Here is a 24,122-nt window from a genome sequence, read left to right as displayed (position 1 = left end):
TTAGAAATGACGCGTGACTGGACATTTCGGGCGATCCCGGCGCCGGGTGGATCGGCCGTCCAGCGGCCGGGAGGCGCCACGTCGCTCCCCGTGGCCGCGCGTGCGCACGCTCCTGTCGATGCGCAGCGTGGCCGGCCAGGTCCTCCTGCTTCAGGTCGTCGTCGTGCTGCTCGTGGTCGTCGCGGCGGTGACGTTCCTCGTGCTGCACGCGCGCCGGGACGGCACTCAAGAAGCTGAGCAGCGGTCGTTCGACATCGCGGTGACATTCGCCCAGGCGCCCGGGGCGGTGCGGGCGCTGGACACACCCGACCCGGTAGGAGCGCTCCAGCCGCGCGCCGAAGCGATTCGCCGGAGCTCCGGCGTCGACTACATCGTCGTGTTCAGCACACAGGGCATTCGCTACACCCACCCCGACCCCGACCGGATCGGCGAGCACGTCATCGGCAGCTATGACGAGGCGCTGGAAGGCCGGACGATTACCACGACCTTCACGGGCAGCCTGGGTCCCGCGGTCGACACCACCGCCCCGATCGTGCGGCCGGACGGAACGATCGCCGGCATCGTTTCGGTGGGCATCACCGTCGAATCCCTCCAGGGCGCGCTGAACCGGCAACTGCCGGTGCTGATCGGCTCGGCAGTGGGGGCGCTGGCACTGGCCGCGGCCGGCACGGCTTTGGTGTCACGGCGGCTGAGGAAGCAGACGCACGGCCTGGATCCGGCCGAGATGACGCGCATGTACGAGCACCACGACGCGGTGCTGCACGCGGTGCGGGAGGGCGTGCTGATCATCGGCAGCGACGGGCGGCTGCTGCTGGCCAACGACGAGGCACGCCGGCTGCTCCACCTGCCGCCGGACGCGGACCGCCGACGGGTGACCGAACTGGGTCTGGACGCGGAGACGACGGAGTTGCTGACGTCGGACGGCCCGGTGACCGACGCGGTGCACCCCGCCGCGGGCCGGCTGCTGGCGGTGAACAAGCGGTCGGCGGCACTCTACGGGGAGCCGGCGGGCAGCGTGGTGACGCTGCGGGACTCCACCGAGCTGAGGGCGCTGACGGGGCGGGCCCAGGCGGCGCGGGACCGGCTGGCGCTGCTGTACGAGGCCGGCGTACGGATCGGCACCACGCTGGACGTCGTGCGCACGGCTCAGGAACTGGCGGACGTGGCCGTCCCGGGTCTGGCAGACGCCGTCACCGTCGATCTGCTGGACGCGGTGATCCACGGGGAGGAGCCCGGCAGGGCGGGAGGGCAGGTGCGGCGTGCCGCGGTCGGCGGGCTGCGGGAGGACCTGCCGCTGTATCCGGTCGGCGAGCTGATCACCTTCATGCCCGCCACGCCGCAGGTACGCGCCCTGGAGTCCGGCCGCCCGGTGCTGCGGCGGGGGCTGGACCGGGACGAGGGCTTCCGGACCCAGGACGCGCGGCGGGCGGAGCGGGTCCTGGCGGCCGGGGTGCACTCACTGATCGCGGTCCCCCTGCGGGCCCGGGGCGCGGTGCTGGGCCTGGCCACCTTCTGGCGGGCGGCCGATTCACCGGCGTTCGACGACGAAGACGTGTCCGTCACCGAGGAGCTGGCCGCACGCGCGGCGGTGGCCATCGACAACGCCCGCCGCTTCACCCGCGAACACGCCATGGCCGTCACCCTGCAGCGAAGCCTGCTGCCCCGTGGCGTGCCCGAGCAGAACGCCCTGGACGTCGCGTGGCGCTATCTGCCCGCCCAGGCCGGAGTGGGAGGCGACTGGTTCGACGTCATCCCGCTGCCCGGCGCCCGCGTCGCCCTGGTGGTGGGCGACGTCGTCGGCCATGGACTGCACGCCGCGGCCACCATGGGCCGACTGCGCACGGCCGTGCACAACTTCTCCGCACTCGACCTCCCGCCCGACGAACTCCTCGGACGCCTGGACGAGCTCGTGGCCCGCATCGACCAGGACGAGGGAGACGACGCCGGCGGCATCACGGGGGCCACCTGCCTGTACGCCGTGTACGACCCGGTGACCGGCTCGTGCACCGTGGCCCGCGCCGGGCATTTCGGCCCGGTGGTGATGCGCCCGGACGGCACGGTCGACTTCCCTGAGGTGCCGGTTTCTCCGCCGCTGGGGCTGAGCGGCAGTCTGCCGTTCGAGTGCGCGGAGCTGCACCTGCCCGAAGGGAGCCGACTGGTGCTCCACACCGACGGCCTCGTGGAGGACCGCGCCCGCGACATCGACACAGGGCTGGAACAGCTCCGCACCTCCCTGGCCGCCGCTGCGGACCGCACGCCGGACGGCATCTGCCAGGCGGTGATCGACACCATGCTGCCCGACCGGGCCGGCGACGACATCGCCCTGCTGGTCGCCCGCACCCACCTGCTCGACCCCGGGAAGGTCGCCGACTGGGACGTTCCCCCCGACCCCGCCGCCGTCGCCCCGGTGCGCGCCCAGTGCGGGGAACGGCTCCGGGAGTGGGGCCTGGAGGAGATCGGCTACAGCACCGAGCTGATCCTCAGCGAGCTGATCACCAACGCCATCCGCTACGGGTCGCCCCCCATCCACGTACGGCTCCTGCTCGACCGCAGTCTGATCTGCGAGGTGTCCGACGCCAGCAGCACCTCACCCCATCTCCGCCGTGCGGCGACGACCGACGAGGGCGGGCGCGGACTGTTCCTCGTCGCCCACCTCTGCCACCGCTGGGGCACCCGCTACACCCCCCGGGGAAAGGTCATCTGGACCGAGCAACCGCCGCACGACGGCGGGCCCCCGGCGACCGACGGGTCCTCGACGACCGGCGAGTCCTTCACCGACATCTTCCTCGACGCGTGGGATGACAGTCCGCTGTGACGTACCGCGCACGTCACCGGCCGATGAGCGCACCGGTCCAGGCCCCGTCGGCGGGAACACGACGTGTTGCGTACGAACCCCTCCGGTGTTCCGGACATTCGGGCACCCTCGCGTGCCGACCGGACGCCGCCACCGGCAGAGGCCACCGATGCTGTCGCCACTCCCCGGGCCGGCTTGACGGGGCCGGTGCGGCCCCTCCCGTACCGCCGGTGTGTGCCCTCCCGTAGAGTGGGCCGCGGGCCGTGACTGGCGCTTGGGTGGAGAACCACCGGGGAGCGGCCTGGCGGACCGACGTCGATGCCGCGCGCCTGGGCGAGCCACCACGAGCCACACGATGCTCAGGAGCCGCCCATGTCCCCCACCTCCGCGTCGACCGCCCGCCTCATGGACGGCAGCGGTCTCGCCCGCCGTCTCGTCGAGGAGACCGCCGCCCGCGCCGCCGACCTCACGCGCCGCACCGGCGCACAGCCCTGTCTCGCCACCGTCCTGGTCGGCGAGGACCCGGCCTCCGTGACGTACGTGCGGATGAAGCGGGCCCGGTGCGAGAAGGCCGGAATCCGCTCCCGCCACATCGAACTGCCCGCCACGACCACCACCGCGGAACTCGTCGCGACCCTCCGAACCCTGTCGGACGACCCCGAGGTGCACGGCATCCTCCTCCAGCACCCCGTGGGCCCGCACATCGACGAGCGGGCCGCGTTCGAGGCCATCGCTCCCGAGAAGGACGTCGACGGTGTGACCACGAGCTCCTTCGCGGGCATGAGCTTCGGCCTGCCCGGGTTCGCCTCCTGCACCCCCGGCGGCATCATGCGGCTGCTCGACGCGTACGACGTCGACCCCTCCGGCAAGCGGGCCGTCGTCGTCGGCCGCAGCGCCATCCTCGGCAAGCCCGCCGGCATGCTGCTGCTCGCCCGCGACGCCACCGTGACGTACTGCCACTCCCGCACCACCGACCTCGCGGCGGCCGTGCGCGAGGCCGACATCCTGATCGCCGCCGTCGGCCGGCCCCGGTTCATCAAGGGTGAGGACATCAAGCCCGGCGCCGTCGTGATCGACGCCGGTTACAACGAGGGAAACGTCGGCGACGTCGACTTCGGGAGCGCCGCCGCGCGGGCGGGCCTGATCACCCCGGTACCGGGCGGCGTCGGGCCGATGACCATCGCGGTGCTGCTCGCGCAGACCGTCGACGCGGCCGAGCGGCAGCTCGCGTACGCGTAAGGCTCGGCACGCGCGCGTGACGGTCGCGGCCCCGCCGGCACCGGCCTGGGTGGTGGTGTATGCCCCGGTACGGCCGGCGGGCCGAGGCCGGCAGCGGAGCGTGTCCGCGTCACCGGCCACGCGCGTGTGGGCACGGGCGCGAGGCGGCCAACCACATCCGGCCGTGAGCCGGCGTTCACCCACCCACGCTCGGCCGGCGACAGCCGCTCCGGCCTTCACCGGCGGTGAACCGTCGGGCCGTCGACCCGCCGCCGCATCAGGTGGAGCCCTGGGATCCGGCACGCCCCTGGGATCCGGCACGCCCCGACCCGGCCTCCGCAACGTGTCGCGGCGGCCGGGGCGGAGCGGCCGGGACGGAGTGGCAGGGGCGTGGAGCAGGGGAAGGCCCCGGCCCTCTCGCGCCGCGATCCCGGTCCTCGTCCGGTGCCTGACCCCGCAGTGCACGTGGAGCACGGCACCGCGCGCCGCATCACCGCCCGTTTCCCGTTCGACCCGACCCGGAGCGGGGCCGTGCCGAGCCATGCGGAATCCCGGACCGGCGAAACCCGCCCCTGACTCCCCGTAACCCGGGCGTCCTCCTCACGCCTCCCCGTTCAGCAGCCCCGCGAGGGCCGACGCCGGATCAGGGGTTGGTGGACCGGCCGGGGCCCAGCGGGCGCCCTCCTTCCGGTACGGCCACCAGCGGCCGTCCCGGCCCAGCCGGAGCTGGGTGTCCGTGCCCGGCACCGTCCAGCGGCCCGGGCCGGACGCGCGCGGGGGAGGCTGCTCACCGTCCTCAGCCGCCTCGGCGAGCTGCGACTTCGCCCGCGCCAGGAGCTCAGGTCCGGGAGTCCACACCTCCTCCAGTGCGGCGAGGCCCGCGGGCCCTCCCAGTCGCCACGCGCGCGTGGCGAGGTCCAGGTCCGCGCGGCGACGGCCGGTCCCGGCCGCCAGCCGACCGGCGATCCCCGGCTCCTCCTCCAGGCCGGCGGCCAGCCGTACCGCGTCCTGTTCCCGGGTCAGCTCCTCTTCGAGCGGCCGGTTCCGATGGCCGGGCGCGAGGGCGTCCGCGAGCATCCGATGCGCCCGCGCCGCCGCGTCCGCGGCGAGCAGTCGCAGCGCCGCCGGGTCGACACCCGGCGCGGGCTCCGTCTCCGTGTCGAGCGCCGGGGGCTCACCGGGCCGCTCCGGCAGCGGGGGAGGGGCGGGTAGCGCCGGCAGGATGTCCCGCGCCGCGAACGCCTCGTCGGCCCGCACGCCCTCCGCCGCGGCCGGGGCGGGCACCGGCTCGTCCGACTCGTCCGGCCCGTCCCGAGCGATCCGAGCCGCCCGCGCCGCACTCCGTACGTGCAGCTCGTCCAGCAGCCGCCGCTCCCCACGGCCACGCGTCAACAGCAGGACGAACGGATCCTGATCCAGCAGCCGCGCCACCTGATAGCAGAGCGCCGCCGTGTGCGGACAGTGGTCCCAGGCGCCGCACGTGCACTCCGGCTCGACGTCACCGATGCCCGGCAGGAGCTCGATCCCGGCCGCCGCCGCGTCCTCGACCAGATGCGGCGGCATGTCCCGGTCCAGCAGCGCCGCGATGTGGCCGGCCCGGTCGACCGCCATGTCCACGAACCGCTCCCACTGGGCCTCGGTGAGTTCCTGCAACAGCACATCGCTCCGGTGAGCGCTGCCGTCTCGGTCCCTGACGACCGCCGTGATCCGGCCGGGCCTGACGGACACCGCGCCCACCGCGCCGTCCTGAGCCTGCTTGCGCCCCCTCTTCAGCTGCGCGCCGTCGAGCGCGGTGTCCTCCAGCGCCTGCAGCCACGCCCGGCCCCACCAGGTCTGTGCGAAACCACGCCCCCGCGCGGGCGGCAGCGCCGCGAACGTACGCTCGTTGTCGGTGTCACGGTTCATCGCCCGCTCCCTCGCAGCTCGACCAGCTCCGCCAGTTCGGCGTCGGTCAGTTCGGTCAGCGCGCCCTCGCCGGAGCCGAGCACGGCGTCCGCCAGCTTCTGCTTGCGCGCCAGCATGTGGGCGATCCGGTCCTCGATGGTGCCCTCCGCGATCAGCCGGTGCACCTGAACCGGCTGCGTCTGCCCGATCCGGTACGCCCGGTCCGTGGCCTGCGCCTCGACGGCGGGGTTCCACCAGCGGTCGTAGTGCACGACGTGGCCCGCGCGGGTCAGGTTGAGTCCGGTGCCCGCAGCCTTCAGCGACAGCAGGAACACCGGGACTTCGCCGTCCTGGAATCGGGTCACCATCGCCTCCCGCTCGGCGACCGGGGTGCCTCCGTGCAGGAACTGCGTCCGTACGCCCCGCGCCGCCAGGTGCCGCTCCAGCAGCCGCGCCATCCGCACGTACTGCGTGAACACCAGCACGCTCGCCCCTTCGGCGAGGATCGTGTCGAGCAGTTCGTCCAGCAGCTCCAGTTTTCCGGACCGGTCCGCGATGCGGGGCCGCTCCTCCTTGAGGTACTGCGCGGGGTGGTTGCAGATCTGCTTGAGCGCGGTGAGCAGCTTCACGACCAGGCCGCGCCGCTCCATGCCGTCCGCCTGGGCGATGGCCGCCAGCGTCTCGCGCACCACCGCCTCGTACAGACCGGCCTGCTCCAGGGTGAGCGACACGGCCCGGTCGGTCTCCGTCTTCAGGGGCAGCTCCGGCGCGATGCCGGGGTCCGATTTTCGGCGGCGCAGCAGGAACGGCCGCACCAGCGCCGCCAGCCGCTGGGCCGCGGCCGGGTCGGCGCCGCCCTCCACCGCCTGGGCGTACCGGCTGCGGAACGCGGTGAGCCGCCCCAGCAGCCCGGGGGTGGTCCAGTCGAGGATGGCCCACAGCTCGGAGAGGTTGTTCTCCACCGGGGTGCCGGTCAGCGCCACGCGCGCGGGGGCGCCGATCGTGCGCAGCTGCCGGGCGGTCGCCGAGTACGGGTTCTTGATGTGCTGGGCCTCGTCGGTGACGACGAGGCCCCAGGTCACCCGGGCGAGCCGCGCGGCGTCGAGCCGCATCGTGCCGTAGGTGGTGAGCACGAACTCCCCGTCCACGAGGCCCTCCAGGTCGCGGGCGGGGCCGTGGAAGCGGCGCACCGGCGTGCCCGGCGCGAACCTCTCGATCTCCCGCTGCCAGTTGCCCATCAGGGACGTCGGGCAGACGACGAGGGTGGGACCGGCGGCCGACGGGTCGGTCTGCCGGTGCAGATGCAGGGCGATGAGGGTGATCGTCTTGCCCAGGCCCATGTCGTCGGCGAGGCAGCCGCCGAGGCCGAGCGAGGTCATGCGGTGCAGCCAGTTCAGGCCGCGCAGCTGGTAGTCGCGCAGGGTCGCGGCGAGCGCCGGCGGCTGCCCGATCTCCTGCCGGCCGCCCTCGGGGTCCGCGAGCCGGTCGCGCAGCGCGCGCAGCCGGCCGGTGGCCGCTACGCCGACGCGGCGGCCGTCCACCTCGGTGTGCCCGGTCAGTACGGCGCCGAGGGCGTCGATCGGTGTGACGTTGCGGTCCTGCGTGGCGCGGGCCCGCCGGGCCTCACCGGGGTCGACCAGCACCCACTGGTCGTGCAGCCGCACCAGGGGGCGCCCCGCCTCGGCCAACCGATCCAGCTCGGCCCGGTCCAGTTCCCGGTCGCCCAGCGCGAAGCGCCAGTCGAAGGTGAGCAGGGCGTCGGCGGACAGGAACGACGGCAGCCCCGAGACCTCCCCGTCGGGGACATGCCGCTCCTCGTCGTCCGGATACCCGATCACCGCCCGCGCGGTCAGCGAGCGCGCCAGTTGCCGGGGCCAGTGCACCTGCACGCCGGTGGACGCCAGAGCGCGCGCCGCCTCGCCCAGCAGCTCGGTGACCTCCTCGTCGGCCAGGTCGACGGCGTCCGGTACGGCGGCCGACAGGAGCGGGGCGAGCGGCGGCCAGGCGCGGGCGGCGCGGCGCAGCGCGAGCAGCGCGTCCATCCGGGCGCGGGGCCCGAACGCGTCGCCCTTGCCCCCAGCGGTGCCCGACCACACCTCGGCGGCGTCGGCGACCAGGGCCGGGTCACTGACGCTGTGCATCTGCAGGACGGCACGGAAGGCCGGGCCGCCGAATTCCCCGGTCTCCGGCTCGTGCGCCACCGTCGGCTCCTGCGCCGCTCCGGGTGCGAGGCCGCGCTCCCGGCCCGGGGCGGCGACCTCCCGGTCCAGGCCGGTGATCTCGACGCGCAGCGAGAGCCGTACGCCCGCGTCGTGGCCGGCCGCGACATCCGCGGCCCAGGCGCGCTGCTCCGGGACGTACTGCGGAGCCTCCGCCGCGAACGCCTCGCCGCCCGCCGCGAGCGGCGCCGCCGGCGTGCGCGGCAGCACGTCGGCCACCGCGTCCAGGAAGGACCGCAGCAGCCGCTCGGGCGCGGGCAACAGCGGCATCCCGTCCTCCGTCGTGCCGACGGGCACCGCGTGGGCGTCGGGCGGCATCGACGCGGCGAGCGTACGCAGCCGCTCCAGGTCCTCCGGGGCGAGGGGCCCCGCCCGCCAGACGTCGTGGTCTCCCGGGCTCAGGCCCGGCAACAGCCGTCCCTCCGCCACGAGGTGAAGGGCCATCAGGGCAGCCACGCCCCAGAACGCCGTGGCGGGGGAGGCGTGCGCGCAAAGGCGGGCCCGGGTGAGGAGCGGCAGTGCGTCGCGCACGGGCGTCAGCAGAGCCCGTACCGTGCGGGTCCGCGCGTCATCCGCGAGGACGGTCAGGTCCTCGCGACGGCCGTGGAGGGACGCGGGAAGCTCACCACAGTCGGGCAGCCAGAACGCGACGCGACCCGCACGGGCGGGATCGGCGGGCAGGAATACGGTGGAACAGCGGGCGAGTTGGGAGACGCCGGGGTCAAGGGGTGGCGTTGCTTCGGAAAGCCGGTGCACAGCGCTGACGCACTCCTCAAATTTGACTAGCGGGCTGGAGCGGACGAGGGTACCTGACGGGGACCCCCGTAGCGCGAGGGAGAAGGCCGTGAGATAGCCCACGCGGTGACCACGCTGCGGGCAGCACCACCCCAGTACGCTGGACAGCCCCCGCCCGTTTCCGGGTGGTGGTGCCATGGCTCTGGGCGATCGCTCATCCGTACGTTCGACAGGTCGGCGCAGTCCGCGCCTGGACCTCACCCACCGGAGATGCGATGCCACAGGTCACCCCTATCCTCGAAGCGCCCATTCCGGTTCCCCGCACGGGGGCCGGACGGCCCCGGCGCGGCAGCGGCAGCGAATTCACGCCCCTGCTGCGCACGATCAAGGAACAAGGCCTGCTGGAACGCCGCACCGGCTGGTACGCACGCGGCGTCACGCTCAACCTGCTCGCCCTGGCAGCGGTCGCCGGCGGGCTCGTACTGTTCGGGCACTCCTGGTGGTCGGTCCTGCTCGCCGTGCCCCTGGCCGTGCTGTCCGCGCGCGCCGCGTTCACCGGCCACGACGCCGGGCACTCCCAGATCAGCGCCGACAAGGGCACCAACCGCCTCATCCAGCTCCTCCACGCCAACCTGCTGCTCGGGATGAGCCAGGAGTGGTGGAACGACAAGCACAACCGCCACCACGCCAACCCCAACCACCTCGACAAGGACCCGGACGTCGCCCCCGACGTCCTGGTCTTCGACCATCGGCAGACCGCCGGGCGCACCGGATTCCAGGGCTGGCTCACCCGCCACCAGGCGTGGCTGTTCTTTCCGCTGACCACCCTCGAAGGGCTCGCCCTGAAGGTGTACGGCTTCCAGGCGCTGTTCTCCAAGGACGGACCGCGCCAGACGCCGCGTGAGCGGGCGATCGAGGGCGGCCTGCTGCTGGCCCACGTCGCCGGCTACCTCAGCCTCCTGCTGATCACGATGCCGGTGGCGCAGGCCGTGGTCTTCGCACTGATCCACCAGATGCTGCTCGGCCTCCACCTCGGCATGAGCTTCGCCCCCAATCACAAGGGGATGGCGGTCCCCGACCCGGACGGCGAGCCCTGGGGCCATCTGCGCCGACAGGTCCTCACTTCCCGCAACATCCGCGGCGGCGCCCTCACCGACTGGTTCCTGGGCGGCCTGAACTACCAGATCGAGCATCACCTCTTCCCCAGCATGCCGCGCCCCCATCTGCGGTTCGCGCAGCCGGCCGTACGGGCCCACTGCCGCGCGCTGGGTATCCCGTACACGGAAACCGGACTCGTCGACTCCTACCGCCAGGCCCTGGGGCACCTGCACGAGGTCGGCGAGCCGCTCCGTACCGCCTGACGCCGGGGGAACCCAGCAGCCCGATCACCCGTTGGTCGGGACAGGAAGCGGTCGCGGTCGCGGCTTGCGAAGGAGGCGTCTGAAGATGTCGACAAGGACGAAGATCGTCATCGGGGGAGTGGCCGTCGGCCTCCTCCTGATCCCGCTCATCGGATTCTGGCTGTCCCTGCTGGTGCTGCTCGGCGTCCCCGCCGTGGCCTATCTGGCGCTGGACCCCGGCCAGCGGCGCAGGCTGCGCCGCGTCACGCGCAAGGAGCTCGGGCGTTAGCCGGGTCCGAGCCGTGACCGGTCCGGCCGGGCACATCCGTCGCAGCGCCGCCGTGCCGGGGGTGTGCGGGCTGTCACACATGCGTGCCGGGCGCGTCTGAGCAGCGCGCTCCGGGGTACCCGCACGGTCGGCCAGAGGGAGGAAGCATGGACGACAAGCGGCTGGAAGGCCCCGGCGAGTCGAGCGGGGCCGTCCCGCGGGACCTGCCCGACGAGCAAGCCGGCGCCGGGTCGGACCACTGGGACGCCGACCTCGCCCAGGCGCAGGCGGGCGAGGAACAGGACGAGGGCGGGGACACCACTCCCGCCGGCGAGCCCGCCCCCGCCGACAGCGCGGAGACCGCCGGACCCGAAGAGGACCCGGCACCCGACGAACCCACCAGCTGAGCGGTCAGGCCGGACGCACCGCTATCGCGTCGAGCCCCGCCAGCAGACCCGGCAACCGGGGCCCGCGCCCCACCGGCAGCACGCCGCGCGGCTCGTCGTCCAGCAACACGAAGGCGACGTCGTCCGTGCGGGCCACCAGCGACCAGCCGGGCCCGTCCGCTCGGAGCATGCGCGCCCCGTCCGGCGCGAACCGGGACCGCACCCGCCCGAGCGGCGGAGGCTCCTCCAGATAGCCCCGCAGTTCCGCGAGCACCCGCCGCACCCCCGGATGCCCGGCGCCCGCCGCGCCACCGGCACCGCCGGTGCCCACCGCGTCCGACGGGGTGGCGTCCAGGTGCTTGCGCCAGGACTCCCACTGGAGGGCGATCTCGTCCGCCCCCAACCGGCGCTGGGCGGGCCCCCACGTGCCGGTGTCCGGCGGCGTCAACGGCGGGGGTTCGCCGGGAGCCGTCGGAGGGTCGTGCGGCGCCGGCAGCCGCGGGGCCGCGACCACGAGAGCAAGCGGCCACCCCGGCAGCGCGGTGATCACACTGCGCTCGTCGGGGGACAGGTCGTACTCCATCCCGCAGTCCCAGGACGCGATCGCGACGGCCACCAGCGACACGTCGTCGACGACGACCGTCCACCGGGAGCCGTTCCCGTCCTGTCCGAGCAGCATGCCGTACCCGCCGGGGTACGGCTCCAGGCCCAGTGCCGCGCACGCCTCGGGGTAGTCGTCGCCGAGCACGCTCGGGAACTGGGCCGGTGTCAGCAGCACGGCGGTCAGCACGAACAGCGCGTCGTCCCCGGCGGGGTCGTCCCCCGCGGGGGTGCTCGCCACGCCGCCGGCCTGGCTCACGTCATCCGTCCCGGCCACGGCGCCCTCCCTCCGATGGTTCGTCGGCGCACCTTAACCAGCGAGTAACCCCGACGTCGAGGGTCCGGCCGCTCGAAATCGTCGCGACCGGCTTCGACCCCGCCGGTCGTGCCGGAGCCGCCGGCCACCGCGCCCGCACCGGCACCCCGCCGCCCCGCGCGCCGGCCCGAACCGGCCCCTACGCCGACGACGTCAGGCGGCGGGCAGGCCGAGGAGGCTGCGCGCCACGGTCTGAGGGGACTCGTCCCGCTCCCGGGCGAGGGCGATGACGGCCCGGCAGGCCAGTTCGCTGACCCCGAAGGAGAGTGCTTCGGGCGACACCCAGCCCGCCGCCTCGTCCATCAGCTCCTCATCGTCGTCCGCGGACGCGGACACGTACACCGCCGCGGCCTCGAAGATGTTGTGGTGCCGGCCGCCGGCCCCGTTCTCCGGGCTCGCCGCCGGGAGCTTCACGGCACTCGGGAACCTGTCGACGAATGTGCGGAGTCTGCTGAACACCGGACCCACCTTCCCCTCGACCAGGTCTGCCCCTCCAACGTAGAGCCCGGCCCGCCGCGGCAGAAGAGGGCCCGAGCGCGAGACAGCCGGCTCGGCGACGCGCTTCCGGCGCCCGGGGCGCGCCCCTCAGCCACGCGCCACAGCCCCGCGGTGTTCGTACGGGACGGTGGCGGCCCGTCCCGCTCAGTCCTGACGCGCCTCCCGCACGGCGAGGGCAAGGAAACGGTCGTCCTCGTCCGCGTACGACACCATGCGCCACCCCGAACCCGCCAGCAGCGCCCGCAGGTTCGGCTCGGCGCGCAGATCGTCGTCCGTGATGCGCCGTCCCTGCCGCGCGGCGAGGGCGGCGCGGCCGATCGGATGGAACAACGCCAGCTGCCCGCCGGGCCGTACGACGCGCGCCAGCTCCCGCAGGTCCTCGGCCGGCCGCGGCAGATGCGAGATGAGCCCGGCGCCGAAGACGGCGTCCAGCACCCCGTCGCGGAGCGGCAGCCGGGCCACGTCGGCGAGCAGCAGCGCACCGCTGCCGTCGCGCCCGGCCCGTACCGCCGCCGCCAGCATCGCGGGCGTCACGTCCACGCCGACGACGGTCCCGGAAGGGCCCACGGCGGCCCGCAGGGGCGGCAGGGCACGCCCCGTCCCGCACCCCGCGTCCAGCACGGCGTCCCCGGGCCGCAGTCCCAGCTCGGCGACGGCCGCGGCGTGCGCGGGAGCGTCGTCCGGAAAGCGGGAATCCCAGTCCGCCGCCCGGGCGGTGAAGAACTGCTGCACATCCGTGCGGTCATCGGCCATGGGGACATGATTCCGCACGCGGTCACCCGACCACACGGTGCACAGGTTCGTGCGCGGCACGATCGTTCAGCAACGTCTCGCTGTCGTGATCCGTCAGCTTCGGCATGCGCCCCCCGGTGCGCCCTCATGAGGTCCAGCGTCCCTGGGCCACGGGACACCTGGACCACGCCACCTTCGGCCGGCTGACCCCCGTGCTGTCGTACGCGAGGGCCTGCATGGGCGCCGCCCCCGGCCTGCGCCGCACCGTGCGGGCGCTCGACGCGACGGGCTCCTCCCGCCGCGACTGGCGCGCGCCGGGATCATCTCGCGGCTGATGGTGCCCGTCGTCTCCCTGCTCGCCCTGTGGGGATGCGCCACCGTGACGACCGCGCAGCACATCGCCCGGCTACGCGACGCGCGCCACCTCGACGACCTGATAGGTGAGCCGGTGGCCGCCGCCACCGCAGCCCTCCGGGCCGAACGCCGCGCAGCCGTATGCCAGGTCGCCGCGCCCACCGGCGGGCACGCCGGCGAACTTCGGCAGCACGCTCGGCGCATGGACGCGGCCGTCGCCGCCCTGCGCCTGGACGGGGAGCACACCGTCGCCATCTCCGGAGCCCTCGACGTCCACGGCGCTCTCACCACCGTGTGGTACGCCCCCGCGGTTTGCCCACGCGCGCGTGCTGCCGGAGTTCGCCCGGGCCGGCGAAATGCTCGCCCGGGAAGACGCCGTCGTCACCTTCGCCCAACTGTTCGAGAGCCTCACCCCCGCCCGGCACCGCACCTTCACCGGCACCGGCGAAGCCCGCCGCACCCTGACGGCCGCCTCCGCCACCGTCTTCCCCGGAGCCATGCGATGGCTGGAGCCGCCTTGCCGCCCAACGTCCCTACCGGCGGCTTCTGGTTGCCGAGAACGCGATCATGGCTGCCCCACCGGGCCGGAAGGGCATTGCCGACGACCTGAGGGAGCACGCCTTCACCATCAGGGTCGTGCCGCCACGCCCGGCGTGAACCAGTCCGCCCCCCGGAGCGCTCTTGCCCCGCTCACGACAGTGCGAAAGGCTTACAAGCACAACGGGGTAACGGGGAACGGGAAAACGGGGAGGACCGGTACATGGCTCTGGACAAGGGACTCGACTGGCTTCTGGACGACCTGACCAAGCGCGTCGCCTACATACGGCACGCCCTGGTGCTGTCCAACGACGGCCTGGTGACCGGCGCGAGCAGCGGCCTCGCCCGCGAGGACGCCGAGCACCTCGCGGCGGTTTCCTCGGGGCTGCACAGTCTCGCCCGCGGATCGGGGCGGCACTTCCGGGTGGGCAACGCCCGGCAGACGATGGTCGAGTTCGACGACGCGATGCTCTTCGTCACGGCGGCCGGCGAAGGCAGCTGCCTCTGCGTGCTCAGCGCCGCCGAGGCGGACGTCGGCCAGGTCGCCTACGAGATGACACTGCTCGTCAACCGCGTCGGGGAACACCTCGCGGTCGCCGCCCGGCGGCCCATCGCCTGAGTTATCCACAGGCCTGACGCGGCGGACCTCCCCCGTACTACCTTCGTGACACACAGTGATTCACGCCTCACGGGGGAGGGCCGGCATGACGGCTACCGAAACCATCGCGCGCACCGTCGCATCCACACGTGCCACACAGGAACTGCGGCTGAAGCGGGCCGAGTTCGACCTCGCCGTCCAGCTCGGTCTCGTGCGCACCGTACCCGGCGTCAACGGCGGACGACACCGCGTCGCACGGGAGGAGATCGACCGGCTGCGCGCAGCACCCGACTTCCCGGACGGGTTGCGCGAGCGCGTGCGCACCGTCGGCACGACCGAGGCCGCCGAACTGGCCTCGATCACCGCCGACCGTTTCACCAAGCTCGCCAGGACCGGGCACGTCATCCCGGTCAAGTTCTACCTCAACCGGTACCGCGCGATCGTGTGGCTCTACCTCGCGGGAGACGTACGCGACTTCGCCGCGCGCCATCCCCAGCTCCTCACCGGTCGGCTCCCCGCCACCCTGCGCGCCAAGCTGGAAGCGGGAGACGACGCCCGCCCCCGTAACTGGCGGGCCCGACGGCTCGGCCTCCTGCTGCGGCGCGCCGAGGACCCCTGGGCGGGCGCCGCCGCCATCGCCTCACTGCTCGACCCGGTCCAACTGGCCGAGGTGGTCGACGACCCCTACGAACGCGCCCACCTCGACCGGCTCCGGCCCGAACCGCCCTCCGGCCGGCCGGAGTCCGCTTCCGCCCGGGAGATCACGGACCGGTTGCTGCTGGCGGACGAACCGGACGAGATTCTCTGGCATCGCCTCAGTCTGGCCCTCGCCCTCGACGAAGCCCGCGCCGTCCGGCCTGCCCCCCGCCCCGACGGTGCCGCCGGTCCCGCACTGCCACCGGCGCGCCCGGCCCCCGGCCGCACCGGTCTGCTGACCCGCCTCCGGCTGCGGCGCCGCAGGGCGGTGCGCGCCGACCGGGGCCGGTCCGGGCCCCTGCTGTCGGGCCGACCAGGTGGACCGGGCGGGACTTAGGCGCCTCGCGGCACCACCGACGCCAGCACCGCGGGCAGCGGGTACCAGTCGGCCGACACGATGCTGGCATGCCGGCCCGCCAGCAGGCCGACCCGCTCCCGGGCCTGCGCCTCGGTCGGGCGGGTTCCATCGATGGCGGGCGCGACGTTGTGCGCGTCCGTCATGACGACCAGGTAGTGCCGCTGGTCGTACCAGGAGGTGTCGATGGAGCCACCCGCGTACGCGGAGGCGTCACCGTCGAAGACGACGAACCAGGGCCGGATGCCCGCATCCGCGTACCGGCCCCGCGGGTCACCGGTCTGCGCGCCGTGCACGGCGGGGAAGGCGGACGCTTCTCGCAGCCGTCCGGCCGCCGCGAGGTCCCGCAGATGCGTGGCGTACTCGCGGTCGGTCCACAGCGAGTCCGCGGGATTGTCCTCCTCGACGGTGCCCGGTATGAGCTCGACGACGAACTTCCCCGCCATCGCCGACCGCGTCGGCCAGCCGTTCGCCCGCACGGCGGTGTCCAGGTCCGGCCGCGTCCCGACCAGATCCGCCGGCCGGAACAGCGCGTCACCCAGCCGCGCGGTGAGCAACGCGTCCAGTGCGGCCGGGCCCCGGCCGTTCCTGCTCTGGAAACCATCCTTCAACTCGATCTTCAGCAGGATCGGCCGATGGCCCGGGTGGGCGTCGTGCCACGCCCTGATGTCGGCGAGACACCCGCCGAGATCCTGGTTCCTGGGCTTGGTCCGCAGCTCCCCGGCGTTCGCCGCGTTCTCGCAGTTGTTGTCGTTGCCCACCGGGTTGCTGTGCGACACCCGCCACGATCTGCCGAACACATTCGTCCATACGTCGATTTCGAGCATCCCCGCACCCGAGTCCAACGCGTCGGCGAAGTACGGATACTTGCTCTTCTCGTACGCGTTGTGAACCCCCACCCCTGTCGACCCCGAATACGCCAACTGCCCGGGCTCGACGGCCCCCGCCTCCACGGGCGCCAACCCCGCGGCGACCGCCACGGCCGCCACCACGATGCGTGCGAACCTCATCGTCGACCTACCTCACGTAGTCCACCAAGTCGACGGAACAGTAAGGGGGTTGAGTGAAGGAGGGGAGACCTGTGACGGACTGTTCTCCGAACAACGCCCGATGGAGGGGGAGGTGACGCACGTTGTTCGCGGCTTGTCGGTCGCGGTCGCGGTCACGCGCGCCGTGGAGACGACGGGCACGGGATGGCTCCCGGTGGGGGCCAAGCGCTCGCGGCACGAAGGTGCCGGACGGACCCCCGCGCGGCCCGGTGGCGTGGCGCGAGGGCGCGGGGCGCCCCTGGGTGTGCCAGGGGTGGGCGCCGAGCCCGGGTGCCGGTGCCGGTGCCGGTGCCGCGCCGTGTTGCCCGAGCCTGTGGCCCGACGGCGGTCCGCCGACCCGGGGCGCCCCGGTCCGACGGTCGCCCGCGTCTTCCGGCCGCCGCCCGGACCAGGGCACGGTGCCGTCAGTGGCGTCGCGGCTCCGGGCCGTCGCGGGCTCCGGGCCCTCGCGGGGCGGGGCCGGGCACGCAGGCGAAGGGCTGGGCGCGCGGGGCCGCCGTGTCGATGCGCAGGCGTCGGCCCGAACGGGCACCCGCCCAGCCAGGGTGTCCGGGACGCAGCCCCGGTTCCGGGAAGGGGCGGGGGCAGGGGACGCCCCCGTCGGCGCCCGGCCCGCCTGGCGCCGACGGCGTCGGCCGTGCACCATGGCCGCATGCTGCTGGCCCGCCTCGCGGAGGTCTCCCAACAGGTCGCCGCCACCTCCGCGCGCTCGCGCAAGATCGCCGTCCTGGCGGACCTCTTCGCGGCGACCCCGCCCGACGAGGCACCCCTGGTGATCGCCTACCTCGCGGGCCGCCTCCCCCAAGGACGGATCGGCATCGGCTGGAGCACGCTCAAGCAGTCCGTCCCGCCCGCCACCGACCCCACCCTGACCGTCGCGGACACCGACGCCGCGCTGACCTCCCTCGCGCAGGTCGCCGGCGCCGGTTCCCAGGCCGAGCGACAGCGACTGGTGCGCGCCCTGATGGCCGCCGCGACCGCACCCGAGCAGCAGTTCCTGCTGCGGCTGCTCACCGGCGAGGTCCGGCAGGGCGCGCTGGACGCCGTGGCTCTCGAAGCCGTCGCCCTGGCCGCCGCGGCACCGGCCGGGGACGTACGGCGCGCCGTGATGCTCGACGGGTCACTGTCCCGCGTCGCACAGGCGCTGCTCGCGGAGGGCCCGGCGGCCCTGGAACGGTTCCGTCTCCGCGTCGGCGCTCCGATTCAGCCCATGCTGGCGCACACGGCGAAGAGCGTCGCGGAGGCGATCGCCGCGCTGGGCCCCTGCGTCGTCGAGGAGAAACTCGACGGCATCCGCGTCCAGGTTCACCGTTCCGGTGACGACATCCGCGTCTACACCCGTTCGCTGGACGACATCACCGACCGCCTCCCGGAGGTCTCGTCGACGGCCCGTGACCTGCCGGGTGACGATTTCGTCCTGGACGGCGAGGTCATCGCGCTGGACGCCGGCGGGCGCCCCGTCGCGTTCCAGGACATCGCCTCCCGTGTGGGCTCCCGCGTGGACGTGGCCACCGCGGCGGCCACGTTGCCCGTGTCACCCGTGTTCTTCGACGTTCTGGCGGCGGACGGTGCCGTACTCCTGGACCTGCCCGGCCGTGAACGGCACGCGGCGCTCGCCCGCCTCGTCCCGGAACCGATGCGGGTGCGCCGTACGCTCGTCGAGGACCCTTCACAGGGGGACCAGACGGACGCGGCGGAGGCGTTCTTCGCCGACACCCTGCGCCGCGGTCACGAGGGCGTGATGGTCAAGGCGCTCGACGCCCCGTACAGCGCCGGTCGCAGGGGCCGCTCGTGGCTGAAGGTGAAGCCGGTCCACACCCTCGACCTGGTGGTGCTGGCCGCCGAGTGGGGGCACGGCCGCCGTACCGGCCTGCTCTCGAACCTGCACCTCGGGGCCCGGGCCACCGACGGCTCGTTCGTCATGCTGGGCAAGACGTTCAAGGGGCTGACCGACGCCATGCTCCGCTGGCAGACGGAAAAACTCCGCGAACTGGCGGTGGAGGACGACGGCTTCACCGTCCGGGTCCGCCCGGAGCTCGTTCTCGAAATCGCCTACGACGGTCTGCAACGCTCGCCTCGCTACCCGGCCGGGGTCACCCTGCGCTTCGCCCGGGTGGTGCGCCACCGCCCCGACAAGCGGCCCGAGGAGGCCGACACGGTCGACCGGGTCCTCGCGGGCAGCCCCGTGACGGACGACCCCGGCCCCGGCCCCGTGACGGACGACCCCGGGCCCGGTCCCGGCCCCGCCGCCTGAACGCCCCACGCGCCCGCAGGCCGGGCCCGCCCTCCCTACGTATCCGTCGTGGTGTACCGGTGCCCGGCCCACAGGGGCAGGACGAACCAGCACAGCAGGTACCACCCCACCACGCCCCCGACCGGCCACGGCACGAACCCGTCGTCCGTGGCGACCCGCAGCACCAGGAACAGAAGCCGGCACAAGCGTCGCCGGCAGCAGGACGAGCCCGGTGAAGGTGAGCCGGGACGCCCACACCACCGTCTGCGGCTTGATCCACCGCCCGGAGACGATCCGGTGGAACGGGACGGGCCCGATCAGCGCCCCGTCGCCGAGGCGCCGAGCGCCACGGTGGTGATGTGGATCCCCTTGTCGGCGCTCGTCAGCTCCGCGTGCCGGGGCGTGAAGACGACCGTCAGGAGGAAGCCGAAGAGGATCTGCACACCCGTCTGCGCGACGCGTATCGCCTGTACCAGTTCGCCCCAGCGCCGGTCCGCCGCTCCTCCTCGGTCTCGTCGCGCCCCCGCGCCCTGCGTGTCGCCCCGCTTCCGGTGCGTCTGCCCGCACCGTCTCCGGACCTGCCGTACTCGCCCTGCTCAGCCATGGTCCCTCCCACGGTCGCCGTCACGGCAGGGCAGCTCTCTTGTAACCCCGCGGGCGCGCTCGACCAAGGGGTACGGCAGCGGAAGCGACTCCCCGGGTGTCGCTCCCCAGGAGCGTGACCGGCCCGTCTCCGGGCACCCATGCTCGTACGGACTCTCCGGGGAACGAGCCGGGGGGAACGAATGATCCAACGGGAATGGAGAAGGACATGACACGCGCAGCGGTGTTCGACGTGGACGGCACCCTCGCCGACACCAACCACCTGCACGTCGCCACGTGGTGGGAGGCGTTCCGGCAGGCGGGGCACGACGTCCCGATGCACGCCATTCACCGGGCCGTCGGGCTCGGCTCGCAGGATCTGATCGCCCATCTCCTCGGCGACGACCGCGACCGGGATCAGGACGAGGCGCTCAGCGCCGCCCACAAGACCCTCTACGGCACGTACTTCGACCGGCTCCCCGCTTTCGCGGACGCCGGCCGGCTGCTGAGGACGCTCGCGGCGAACGGCTGGACGGTCGTGCTGGCCACCTCCGCCGGGGGAGCGGAACTGTCCGCGCTGCGCCGCGCGATCGACGCGGACGACGCCATCACCGCCACCGCGAGCGCCGACGACGTCAAGGAGGGCAAGCCGGCGCCGGAGCCGGTGCGCCACGCGCTGGAACTGGCGGGGGCGTCAGCCGAGCAGTCGGTCTTCGTGGGCGACACGGTCTGGGACATGAAGGCGGGGAGTAGTGCCGGCGTCACCTGCGTGGGGCTGCTGTGCGGCGGCATTCCGCGCGACGATCTGATGAAGGCGGGGGCCGCCGTGATCCACGACGACCCCGCCGACCTGCTGGCGCACCTGGACGGCGGCCCGCTCGCCGGCACCCCCTGACACCACAGGCGGGCGCCGAGCGCGTCACTTCCCGAGCTCGCGCTGGAGCTCCTGCTTGTTCATGGACGAGCGACCCTGGACGCCCTTGCGCTTGGCCTCCTCGTACAGCTGCTCGTACGTGGGGCCCTCGGAGCCGCCGCCCGAGCGCCGGCCGCCCCGCTTCGAGGGCGACATGTCCTGCTTGGAGCTCCTGCTCGCGGTCTTGGACTCACCGGACCGCGCCCGCTCCTTGTTCACCGTACGGGCGGCGATCTCCTCGGACCGCTTCTCGCTCTCGCCGCGCTTCTTGGCGCCCTCCTTGATGTGTTCGTACTGGCGTTCACGCTTCGGGCTGGATCCTGCGGGCATGGGTCCTCCTCACGGTCCCCCCTTTGCTTGCCCTCACCCTCGTACCAGGTGTCCACCTCCGCAAACGGGCCGCCCCGGACCTGATTGGAGCTCCGGAGGCGAGGTAGTCGTGCCTGTACGACGCTGAACGGGTACCCCACGCATCAAGGAGCGGAACGACGTGGAGAACAAGGCAACGAACAACCACCCCGCGGATTGTGATGTCACCGTCCAGCTCAGTGACTGCGGACGCGAGGACGCGCAGGCCGTCTTCGACACGCTCGATCACGTCTTCGCGGGCTGCGACGTGCCGGCGTCCGGCCCGGAGCAGGCCCACGGTCACGAGCCGACCGTATGGATGGCGACGTTCGACAGCTCCGCGCGGTCGAGCGAGCAGCTGCCGGGCTCGCCGCGGCTCACATCCCCCGTGGCGGCCACGCTGACGGGCGACCACCACGCCGTGGCCGAGATCGAGAAGGCACTGGCCGGGCTCTTCGAGGTCCGTACGTCCGAGTCGGTGTCGGGAGAGCACGAGAAGGAGTTGCGCCTGCTGCTCGCCCCGCGCTGAGCCGGAAGCGCGCGCCGCGAGGCCGGGCCCGAATCGGGCCCGGCCTCGTCATGGGCGCACGCCGTGGACGCATGCCGGTGCGCCTCGGCGCGCGCGACTCAGCCCAGTGCGTCCCGCAGCGCCGGCAGCAGCGTCCTGGCCGCCCAGTCCAGATAGGCGGGCTGTGACTCGCCACCGATCTGGACGAGGGCGATCTCGTCGAAGCCCGCGTCGGCGTACGGCTTCACCGCCGCCACGAAGTCATCGGGGTCGTCGCCGCACGGGATCGACTCCGCCACGTCCTCCGGCCGGACGAACCGCGTGGCCGAGTCGAAGGAATCCGGGTGCGGCAACTCGGCGTTGACCTTCCAGCCGGACCCGAACCAGCGGAACTGGTCATGCGCCCGGGCGACCGCGGCGTCCTTGTCCGGGTCGTAGCAGACGGGCAGCTGCCCCACGCGCGGCTTGCCGCGGCCGCCGTGCCGGTCGAACGAGGCGAGCAGGTCCTCCTTGGGCTCCGTCGCGATGACCAGGTCGGCGAGCCGCCCGGCCAACCGGCAGGACCGCTCGCCGGAGACGGCGATCCCGATGGGCGGCGGCTCGTCCGGCAGGTCCCAGAGCCGGGCGGACTCCACGTCGAAGTGCGTACCGCGGTGGTTGACGTGGCCGCCCTCGAAGAGGGCACGGATGATCTCGACGGCTTCCTCGAGCATCTCGTGCCGTACGTCGACGCCGGGCCAGCCGCCGCCGACCACATGCTCGTTGAGATTCTCTCCCGACCCCAGCCCCAGCCGGAAGCGGCCCTCGGACAACAGTTGCAGCGTGGCCGCCTTCTGGGCGATCACGGCGGGGTGGTACCGGAACGTCGGGCAGGTCACGTACGTCATCAGCGGGATGCGCGACGTGGCCTGGGCGGCCGCCCCGAGGACGGCCCACGCGTAGGGCGAGTGCCCCTGGGAGCGCAGCCACGGGAAATAGTGGTCGGAGGTGACGGAGAAGTCGAAGCCCGCCTCCTCGGCCCGTACGACATGGTCGACGAGCTCCCTGGGCCCGGCCTGTTCGGTCATCATCGTGTATCCGATTCGCACCATGTGCCGGCGGGTTTCCGCGGAGCAGCGGTGGGAAACATGCGCCGGCCCCCTCCCCCCAGTCGCCCGCCGGGGACCCCGCCCCGCTGTACACCCTGTGCAGAGGGGGTCGCGCTGGTGACCGCCGCGCCCGCCGCGGGGCCGCGTGCGGCCGGCTGCCCGGTCCGTTGTGCCCGCGCGTCGACCCGCGTCGGCCGTCAGCCGAGTCCGCGCGTCGACCCGCGTCGGCCGATCGACCCCGCTCCACGTACCGCGAAAGAAGGATCGCGTCATGCCGCTCGGGAAGAAGTCCGCCACGCCCCGCAAACGACGGACCGCCACGGTCTCCCTCCTCGCGGTGGCCTCCCTGGCCATGGCGCCGGCAGCGCGTGCGGGACGCCGCGAAGGGCGAGGCGGCGGAGCCGGTCGACTGCCGCGAGGCCACCTGCATAGCCCTGCCCTGCGATGCCGGTCCGGGGAAGGACACCCCCCGGCTCCCGGACGTCCTCAAGGAGGAGCAGGTCCGGGCCACGTTCTTCCTGCTCGGCAAGAAGCACATCGAGCGCCAGCCCGACGTCGTACGCCAGGAGCTCTCGCGGACCCAGGACGCCATGGAGAGGCTGACCGGCCGCAAACCACTTGATGCGACCGCCGCAGGGACGTACCGACGACACGGTCTCCGCTGTCAGCCGCGAACTCGGCCTCCCGCAGGTTCTGCGGAGCGTCACCGCCAAGGGCCATGCGACGACCGACTCCGCCCTCATACGGCAGCGGACGCTCGACGGCGCCGGGAAGGACGGCATCATCCCGCTCCACGACATCTACGACGGCGCCCTCCCAGCCGTCCAAGGCATCATCGACGAATTGAAGGAGCGAGGCTTCGCATTCGTCACCGTTCCGCAGTTGCCGACCCCCGCCACGGCGGAACCGGGCAAGATCTACCGCCCTTGATCGCGGCACCAGCCGCAGGTGGCAACCGGTGAGGCGGGTCACACCAGGAACGGGAACAGCCGGGAACAAGCCCGGATCGTTGCCCGTTCATCCATGTGTGGTTGCGAAGAGTGGCACCCCGTAAGGCGAGCGCCCCACGTGACCACGGCGAGCGGCCCCGGCTGGAACCCCCCGTCCAGCCGGGGCGCCGTCGCATGTCCACCTGACGCACGCCAGGGACGATCGGCACCCGTCGCGCGACACTGACGGGAGGGGAGCCGAGCCATAGGGAGCGAGCGTGACGACGACACCGCAGCAGGCCCAGGAACTCCTGGACACCACCGCCAGGGCACTCGCCCCCCATCAGGGCGCCAACCGGCTGGTCGCGTCGATCGCCGACGGCACCGCGAACCGCGCCGTGATCAGTGCTCTCGCTCTGGAGCAGCGGCACATCGTCGCCTCGGACCGCCACTCCTTCCTGCACCTCGCCCAGCGCGCCGGCGGGCTGCCCCGGTGCGCCGCGTTCTTCACCACCCTCGCCGAGGGGGAGACGCTCGCCCTGGACCGCCTCGGCGCGCTGATGACCGCCTGCGGACTCGACGAGGTCGCGGCCGAGGCGTACGAACCGCGGGCCGGCTGCCACGCGTATCCCGCGTACGTGGCCTGGCTGGCCCTCAACGGCGATCCGGCCGACGTCGTCCTCGCGCTGTCCGCGAACTTCGCCGCCTGGGGCGGCTACTGCGCCACGATCGCCGAGGCGCTGCGCACCCGCTACGGCTTCCGCGACGAGGCCTGCGGCTTCTTCGACTTCTTCGCCCTGCCGGCCCCGGCGCTGCGGGACCAGGCCGTCGCCGCCGTGCAGGAGGGCGGTGGCCGCATCGCGCTGCCGACCGCGTACCGCTACGGGCGGCTGCTGCAGTCGTACGAATTGATGTTCTGGGACACCCTCACCCCCTGAACGC

20 protein-coding genes, 3 pseudogenes and 1 riboswitch are annotated in these 24,122 nt (G+C 73.5%); of the genes and pseudogenes, 13 read left to right on the top strand and 10 right to left on the bottom strand.

Translation table 11 applies throughout. From position 1 onward, the window contains the following. The first annotated feature begins 118 nt into the window (after positions 1-118). Together ABZZ38_RS05820 and ABZZ38_RS05815 are read left to right on the top strand one after the other, a co-directional pair. Positions 119-2,815, top strand: coding sequence for a SpoIIE family protein phosphatase (locus tag ABZZ38_RS05820; protein WP_356736133.1), 2,697 nt, complete (start codon positions 119-121; stop codon positions 2,813-2,815). A 232-nt stretch (positions 2,816-3,047) separates the two neighbouring features. Then, a riboswitch (ZMP/ZTP riboswitch) is annotated at positions 3,048-3,136 on the top strand. 30 nt (positions 3,137-3,166) lie between these two features. Continuing rightward, a complete protein-coding gene (locus ABZZ38_RS05815; RefSeq protein ID WP_356736131.1) occupies positions 3,167-4,033 on the top strand; it encodes a bifunctional 5,10-methylenetetrahydrofolate dehydrogenase/5,10-methenyltetrahydrofolate cyclohydrolase in 867 nt (288 codons plus the stop codon). A 579-nt stretch (positions 4,034-4,612) separates the two neighbouring features. On the opposite strand, the gene ABZZ38_RS05810 is transcribed toward ABZZ38_RS05815, so the two are convergent. Then, positions 4,613-5,917 carry an SWF or SNF family helicase gene (locus ABZZ38_RS05810; RefSeq protein ID WP_356736129.1) on the bottom strand — a complete coding sequence of 435 codons (1,305 nt, stop codon included), beginning with the start codon at positions 5,915-5,917 and terminating at the stop codon, positions 4,613-4,615. Next, a complete protein-coding gene (locus ABZZ38_RS05805; RefSeq protein WP_356736127.1) occupies positions 5,914-8,871 on the bottom strand; it encodes a DEAD/DEAH box helicase in 2,958 nt (985 codons plus the stop codon). Before ABZZ38_RS05805 ends, ABZZ38_RS05810 begins: the two co-directional genes overlap by 4 nt. 254 nt (positions 8,872-9,125) lie before the next feature. Between ABZZ38_RS05805 and ABZZ38_RS05800 the strand changes: the two genes are divergently transcribed. From ABZZ38_RS05800 to ABZZ38_RS05790, 3 genes are all read left to right on the top strand, one after another. Then, entirely contained in the window at positions 9,126-10,211 is a 1,086-nt protein-coding gene (locus ABZZ38_RS05800; protein ID WP_356736125.1) for an acyl-CoA desaturase, read from the top strand. A gap of 85 nt (positions 10,212-10,296) precedes the next feature. Continuing rightward, entirely contained in the window at positions 10,297-10,479 is a 183-nt protein-coding gene (locus tag ABZZ38_RS05795) for a hypothetical protein (RefSeq protein WP_356736123.1), read from the top strand. A gap of 146 nt (positions 10,480-10,625) precedes the next feature. Further along, positions 10,626-10,865: a hypothetical protein gene (locus ABZZ38_RS05790; RefSeq protein WP_356736121.1), complete on the top strand. Its 240-nt coding sequence runs from the start codon at positions 10,626-10,628 to the stop codon at positions 10,863-10,865. Between the two features lie 4 nt (positions 10,866-10,869). Here the strand turns inward: ABZZ38_RS05790 and ABZZ38_RS05785 are convergent, their stop codons facing one another. From ABZZ38_RS05785 to ABZZ38_RS05775, 3 genes are all read right to left on the bottom strand, one after another. After that, positions 10,870-11,685, bottom strand: coding sequence for a hypothetical protein (locus ABZZ38_RS05785; RefSeq protein WP_356736254.1), 816 nt, complete (start codon positions 11,683-11,685; stop codon positions 10,870-10,872). Positions 11,686-11,913: 228 nt separating this feature from the next. Continuing rightward, positions 11,914-12,174 (bottom strand): hypothetical protein, encoded by a 261-nt coding sequence (locus ABZZ38_RS05780; protein ID WP_356736252.1) that lies wholly within the window; start codon positions 12,172-12,174, stop codon positions 11,914-11,916. Between the two features lie 228 nt (positions 12,175-12,402). After that, positions 12,403-13,011, bottom strand: a complete 609-nt coding sequence (locus tag ABZZ38_RS05775; protein WP_356736119.1) for a methyltransferase domain-containing protein — start codon at positions 13,009-13,011, stop codon at positions 12,403-12,405. Positions 13,012-13,115: 104 nt separating this feature from the next. Here ABZZ38_RS05775 and ABZZ38_RS05770 point away from each other — a divergent pair. Beyond that, positions 13,116-13,298: pseudogene (locus ABZZ38_RS05770) on the top strand (hypothetical protein); the annotation flags it as partial. 98 nt (positions 13,299-13,396) lie between these two features. On the opposite strand, the gene ABZZ38_RS05765 reads toward ABZZ38_RS05770, so the two are convergent. Continuing rightward, entirely contained in the window at positions 13,397-13,621 is a 225-nt protein-coding gene (locus ABZZ38_RS05765) for a hypothetical protein (protein ID WP_356736117.1), read from the bottom strand. A gap of 483 nt (positions 13,622-14,104) precedes the next feature. Here ABZZ38_RS05765 and ABZZ38_RS05760 point away from each other — a divergent pair, with 483 nt between their 5' ends. Next, a complete protein-coding gene (locus ABZZ38_RS05760; RefSeq protein WP_356736116.1) occupies positions 14,105-14,500 on the top strand; it encodes a roadblock/LC7 domain-containing protein in 396 nt (131 codons plus the stop codon). Between the two features lie 85 nt (positions 14,501-14,585). Next, positions 14,586-15,512: a DUF6397 family protein gene (locus ABZZ38_RS05755; protein ID WP_356736114.1), complete on the top strand. Its 927-nt coding sequence runs from the start codon at positions 14,586-14,588 to the stop codon at positions 15,510-15,512. On the opposite strand, the gene ABZZ38_RS05750 is transcribed toward ABZZ38_RS05755, so the two are convergent. Continuing rightward, positions 15,509-16,540: a phosphatidylinositol-specific phospholipase C domain-containing protein gene (locus tag ABZZ38_RS05750; RefSeq protein ID WP_356736112.1), complete on the bottom strand. Its 1,032-nt coding sequence runs from the start codon at positions 16,538-16,540 to the stop codon at positions 15,509-15,511. The genes ABZZ38_RS05755 and ABZZ38_RS05750 overlap by 4 nt on opposite strands. Positions 16,541-17,231: 691 nt before the next feature. On the opposite strand from ABZZ38_RS05750, the gene ABZZ38_RS05745 reads away from it, so the two are divergent. Beyond that, the gene (locus ABZZ38_RS05745) at positions 17,232-18,833 is read left to right on the top strand and encodes an ATP-dependent DNA ligase (protein WP_356736110.1); all 1,602 of its coding nucleotides are present in this window, start codon (positions 17,232-17,234) and stop codon (positions 18,831-18,833) included. 35 nt (positions 18,834-18,868) lie between these two features. On the opposite strand, the pseudogene ABZZ38_RS05740 reads toward ABZZ38_RS05745, so the two are convergent. After that, positions 18,869-19,416 (bottom strand): annotated as a pseudogene (locus ABZZ38_RS05740) (DUF6328 family protein). A 207-nt stretch (positions 19,417-19,623) separates the two neighbouring features. On the opposite strand from ABZZ38_RS05740, the gene ABZZ38_RS05735 reads away from it, so the two are divergent. Next, on the top strand, positions 19,624-20,289 hold the full coding sequence (locus tag ABZZ38_RS05735) for an HAD family hydrolase (protein WP_356736108.1): 666 nt from the start codon (positions 19,624-19,626) through the stop codon (positions 20,287-20,289). A 24-nt stretch (positions 20,290-20,313) separates the two neighbouring features. Here the strand turns inward: ABZZ38_RS05735 and ABZZ38_RS05730 are convergent, their stop codons facing one another. Continuing rightward, positions 20,314-20,637, bottom strand: coding sequence for a plasmid stabilization protein (locus ABZZ38_RS05730; RefSeq protein ID WP_356736106.1), 324 nt, complete (start codon positions 20,635-20,637; stop codon positions 20,314-20,316). Positions 20,638-20,797: 160 nt separating this feature from the next. Between ABZZ38_RS05730 and ABZZ38_RS05725 the strand changes: the two genes are divergently transcribed. Further along, entirely contained in the window at positions 20,798-21,184 is a 387-nt protein-coding gene (locus tag ABZZ38_RS05725) for a hypothetical protein (RefSeq protein ID WP_356736104.1), read from the top strand. Between the two features lie 98 nt (positions 21,185-21,282). On the opposite strand, the gene ABZZ38_RS05720 is transcribed toward ABZZ38_RS05725, so the two are convergent. Beyond that, complete coding sequence (locus tag ABZZ38_RS05720) at positions 21,283-22,254, bottom strand: LLM class F420-dependent oxidoreductase (protein ID WP_356736102.1); 972 nt, start codon at positions 22,252-22,254, stop codon at positions 21,283-21,285. 260 nt (positions 22,255-22,514) lie between these two features. Between ABZZ38_RS05720 and ABZZ38_RS05715 the strand changes: the two are divergent. Further along, a pseudogene (locus tag ABZZ38_RS05715) lies at positions 22,515-23,181 on the top strand (polysaccharide deacetylase family protein). A 277-nt stretch (positions 23,182-23,458) separates the two neighbouring features. Further along, positions 23,459-24,118 (top strand): transcriptional regulator, encoded by a 660-nt coding sequence (locus tag ABZZ38_RS05710; RefSeq protein WP_356736100.1) that lies wholly within the window; start codon positions 23,459-23,461, stop codon positions 24,116-24,118. Positions 24,119-24,122: the final 4 nt, after the last annotated feature.

It is taken from the genome of Streptomyces sp. NPDC006368, assembly GCF_040612535.1.
GTDB lineage: Bacteria > Actinomycetota > Actinomycetes > Streptomycetales > Streptomycetaceae > Streptomyces.
The sequence above is the reverse complement of the archived record's forward strand: the minus strand, read 5'-3'. Positions and strand labels throughout refer to the sequence as shown.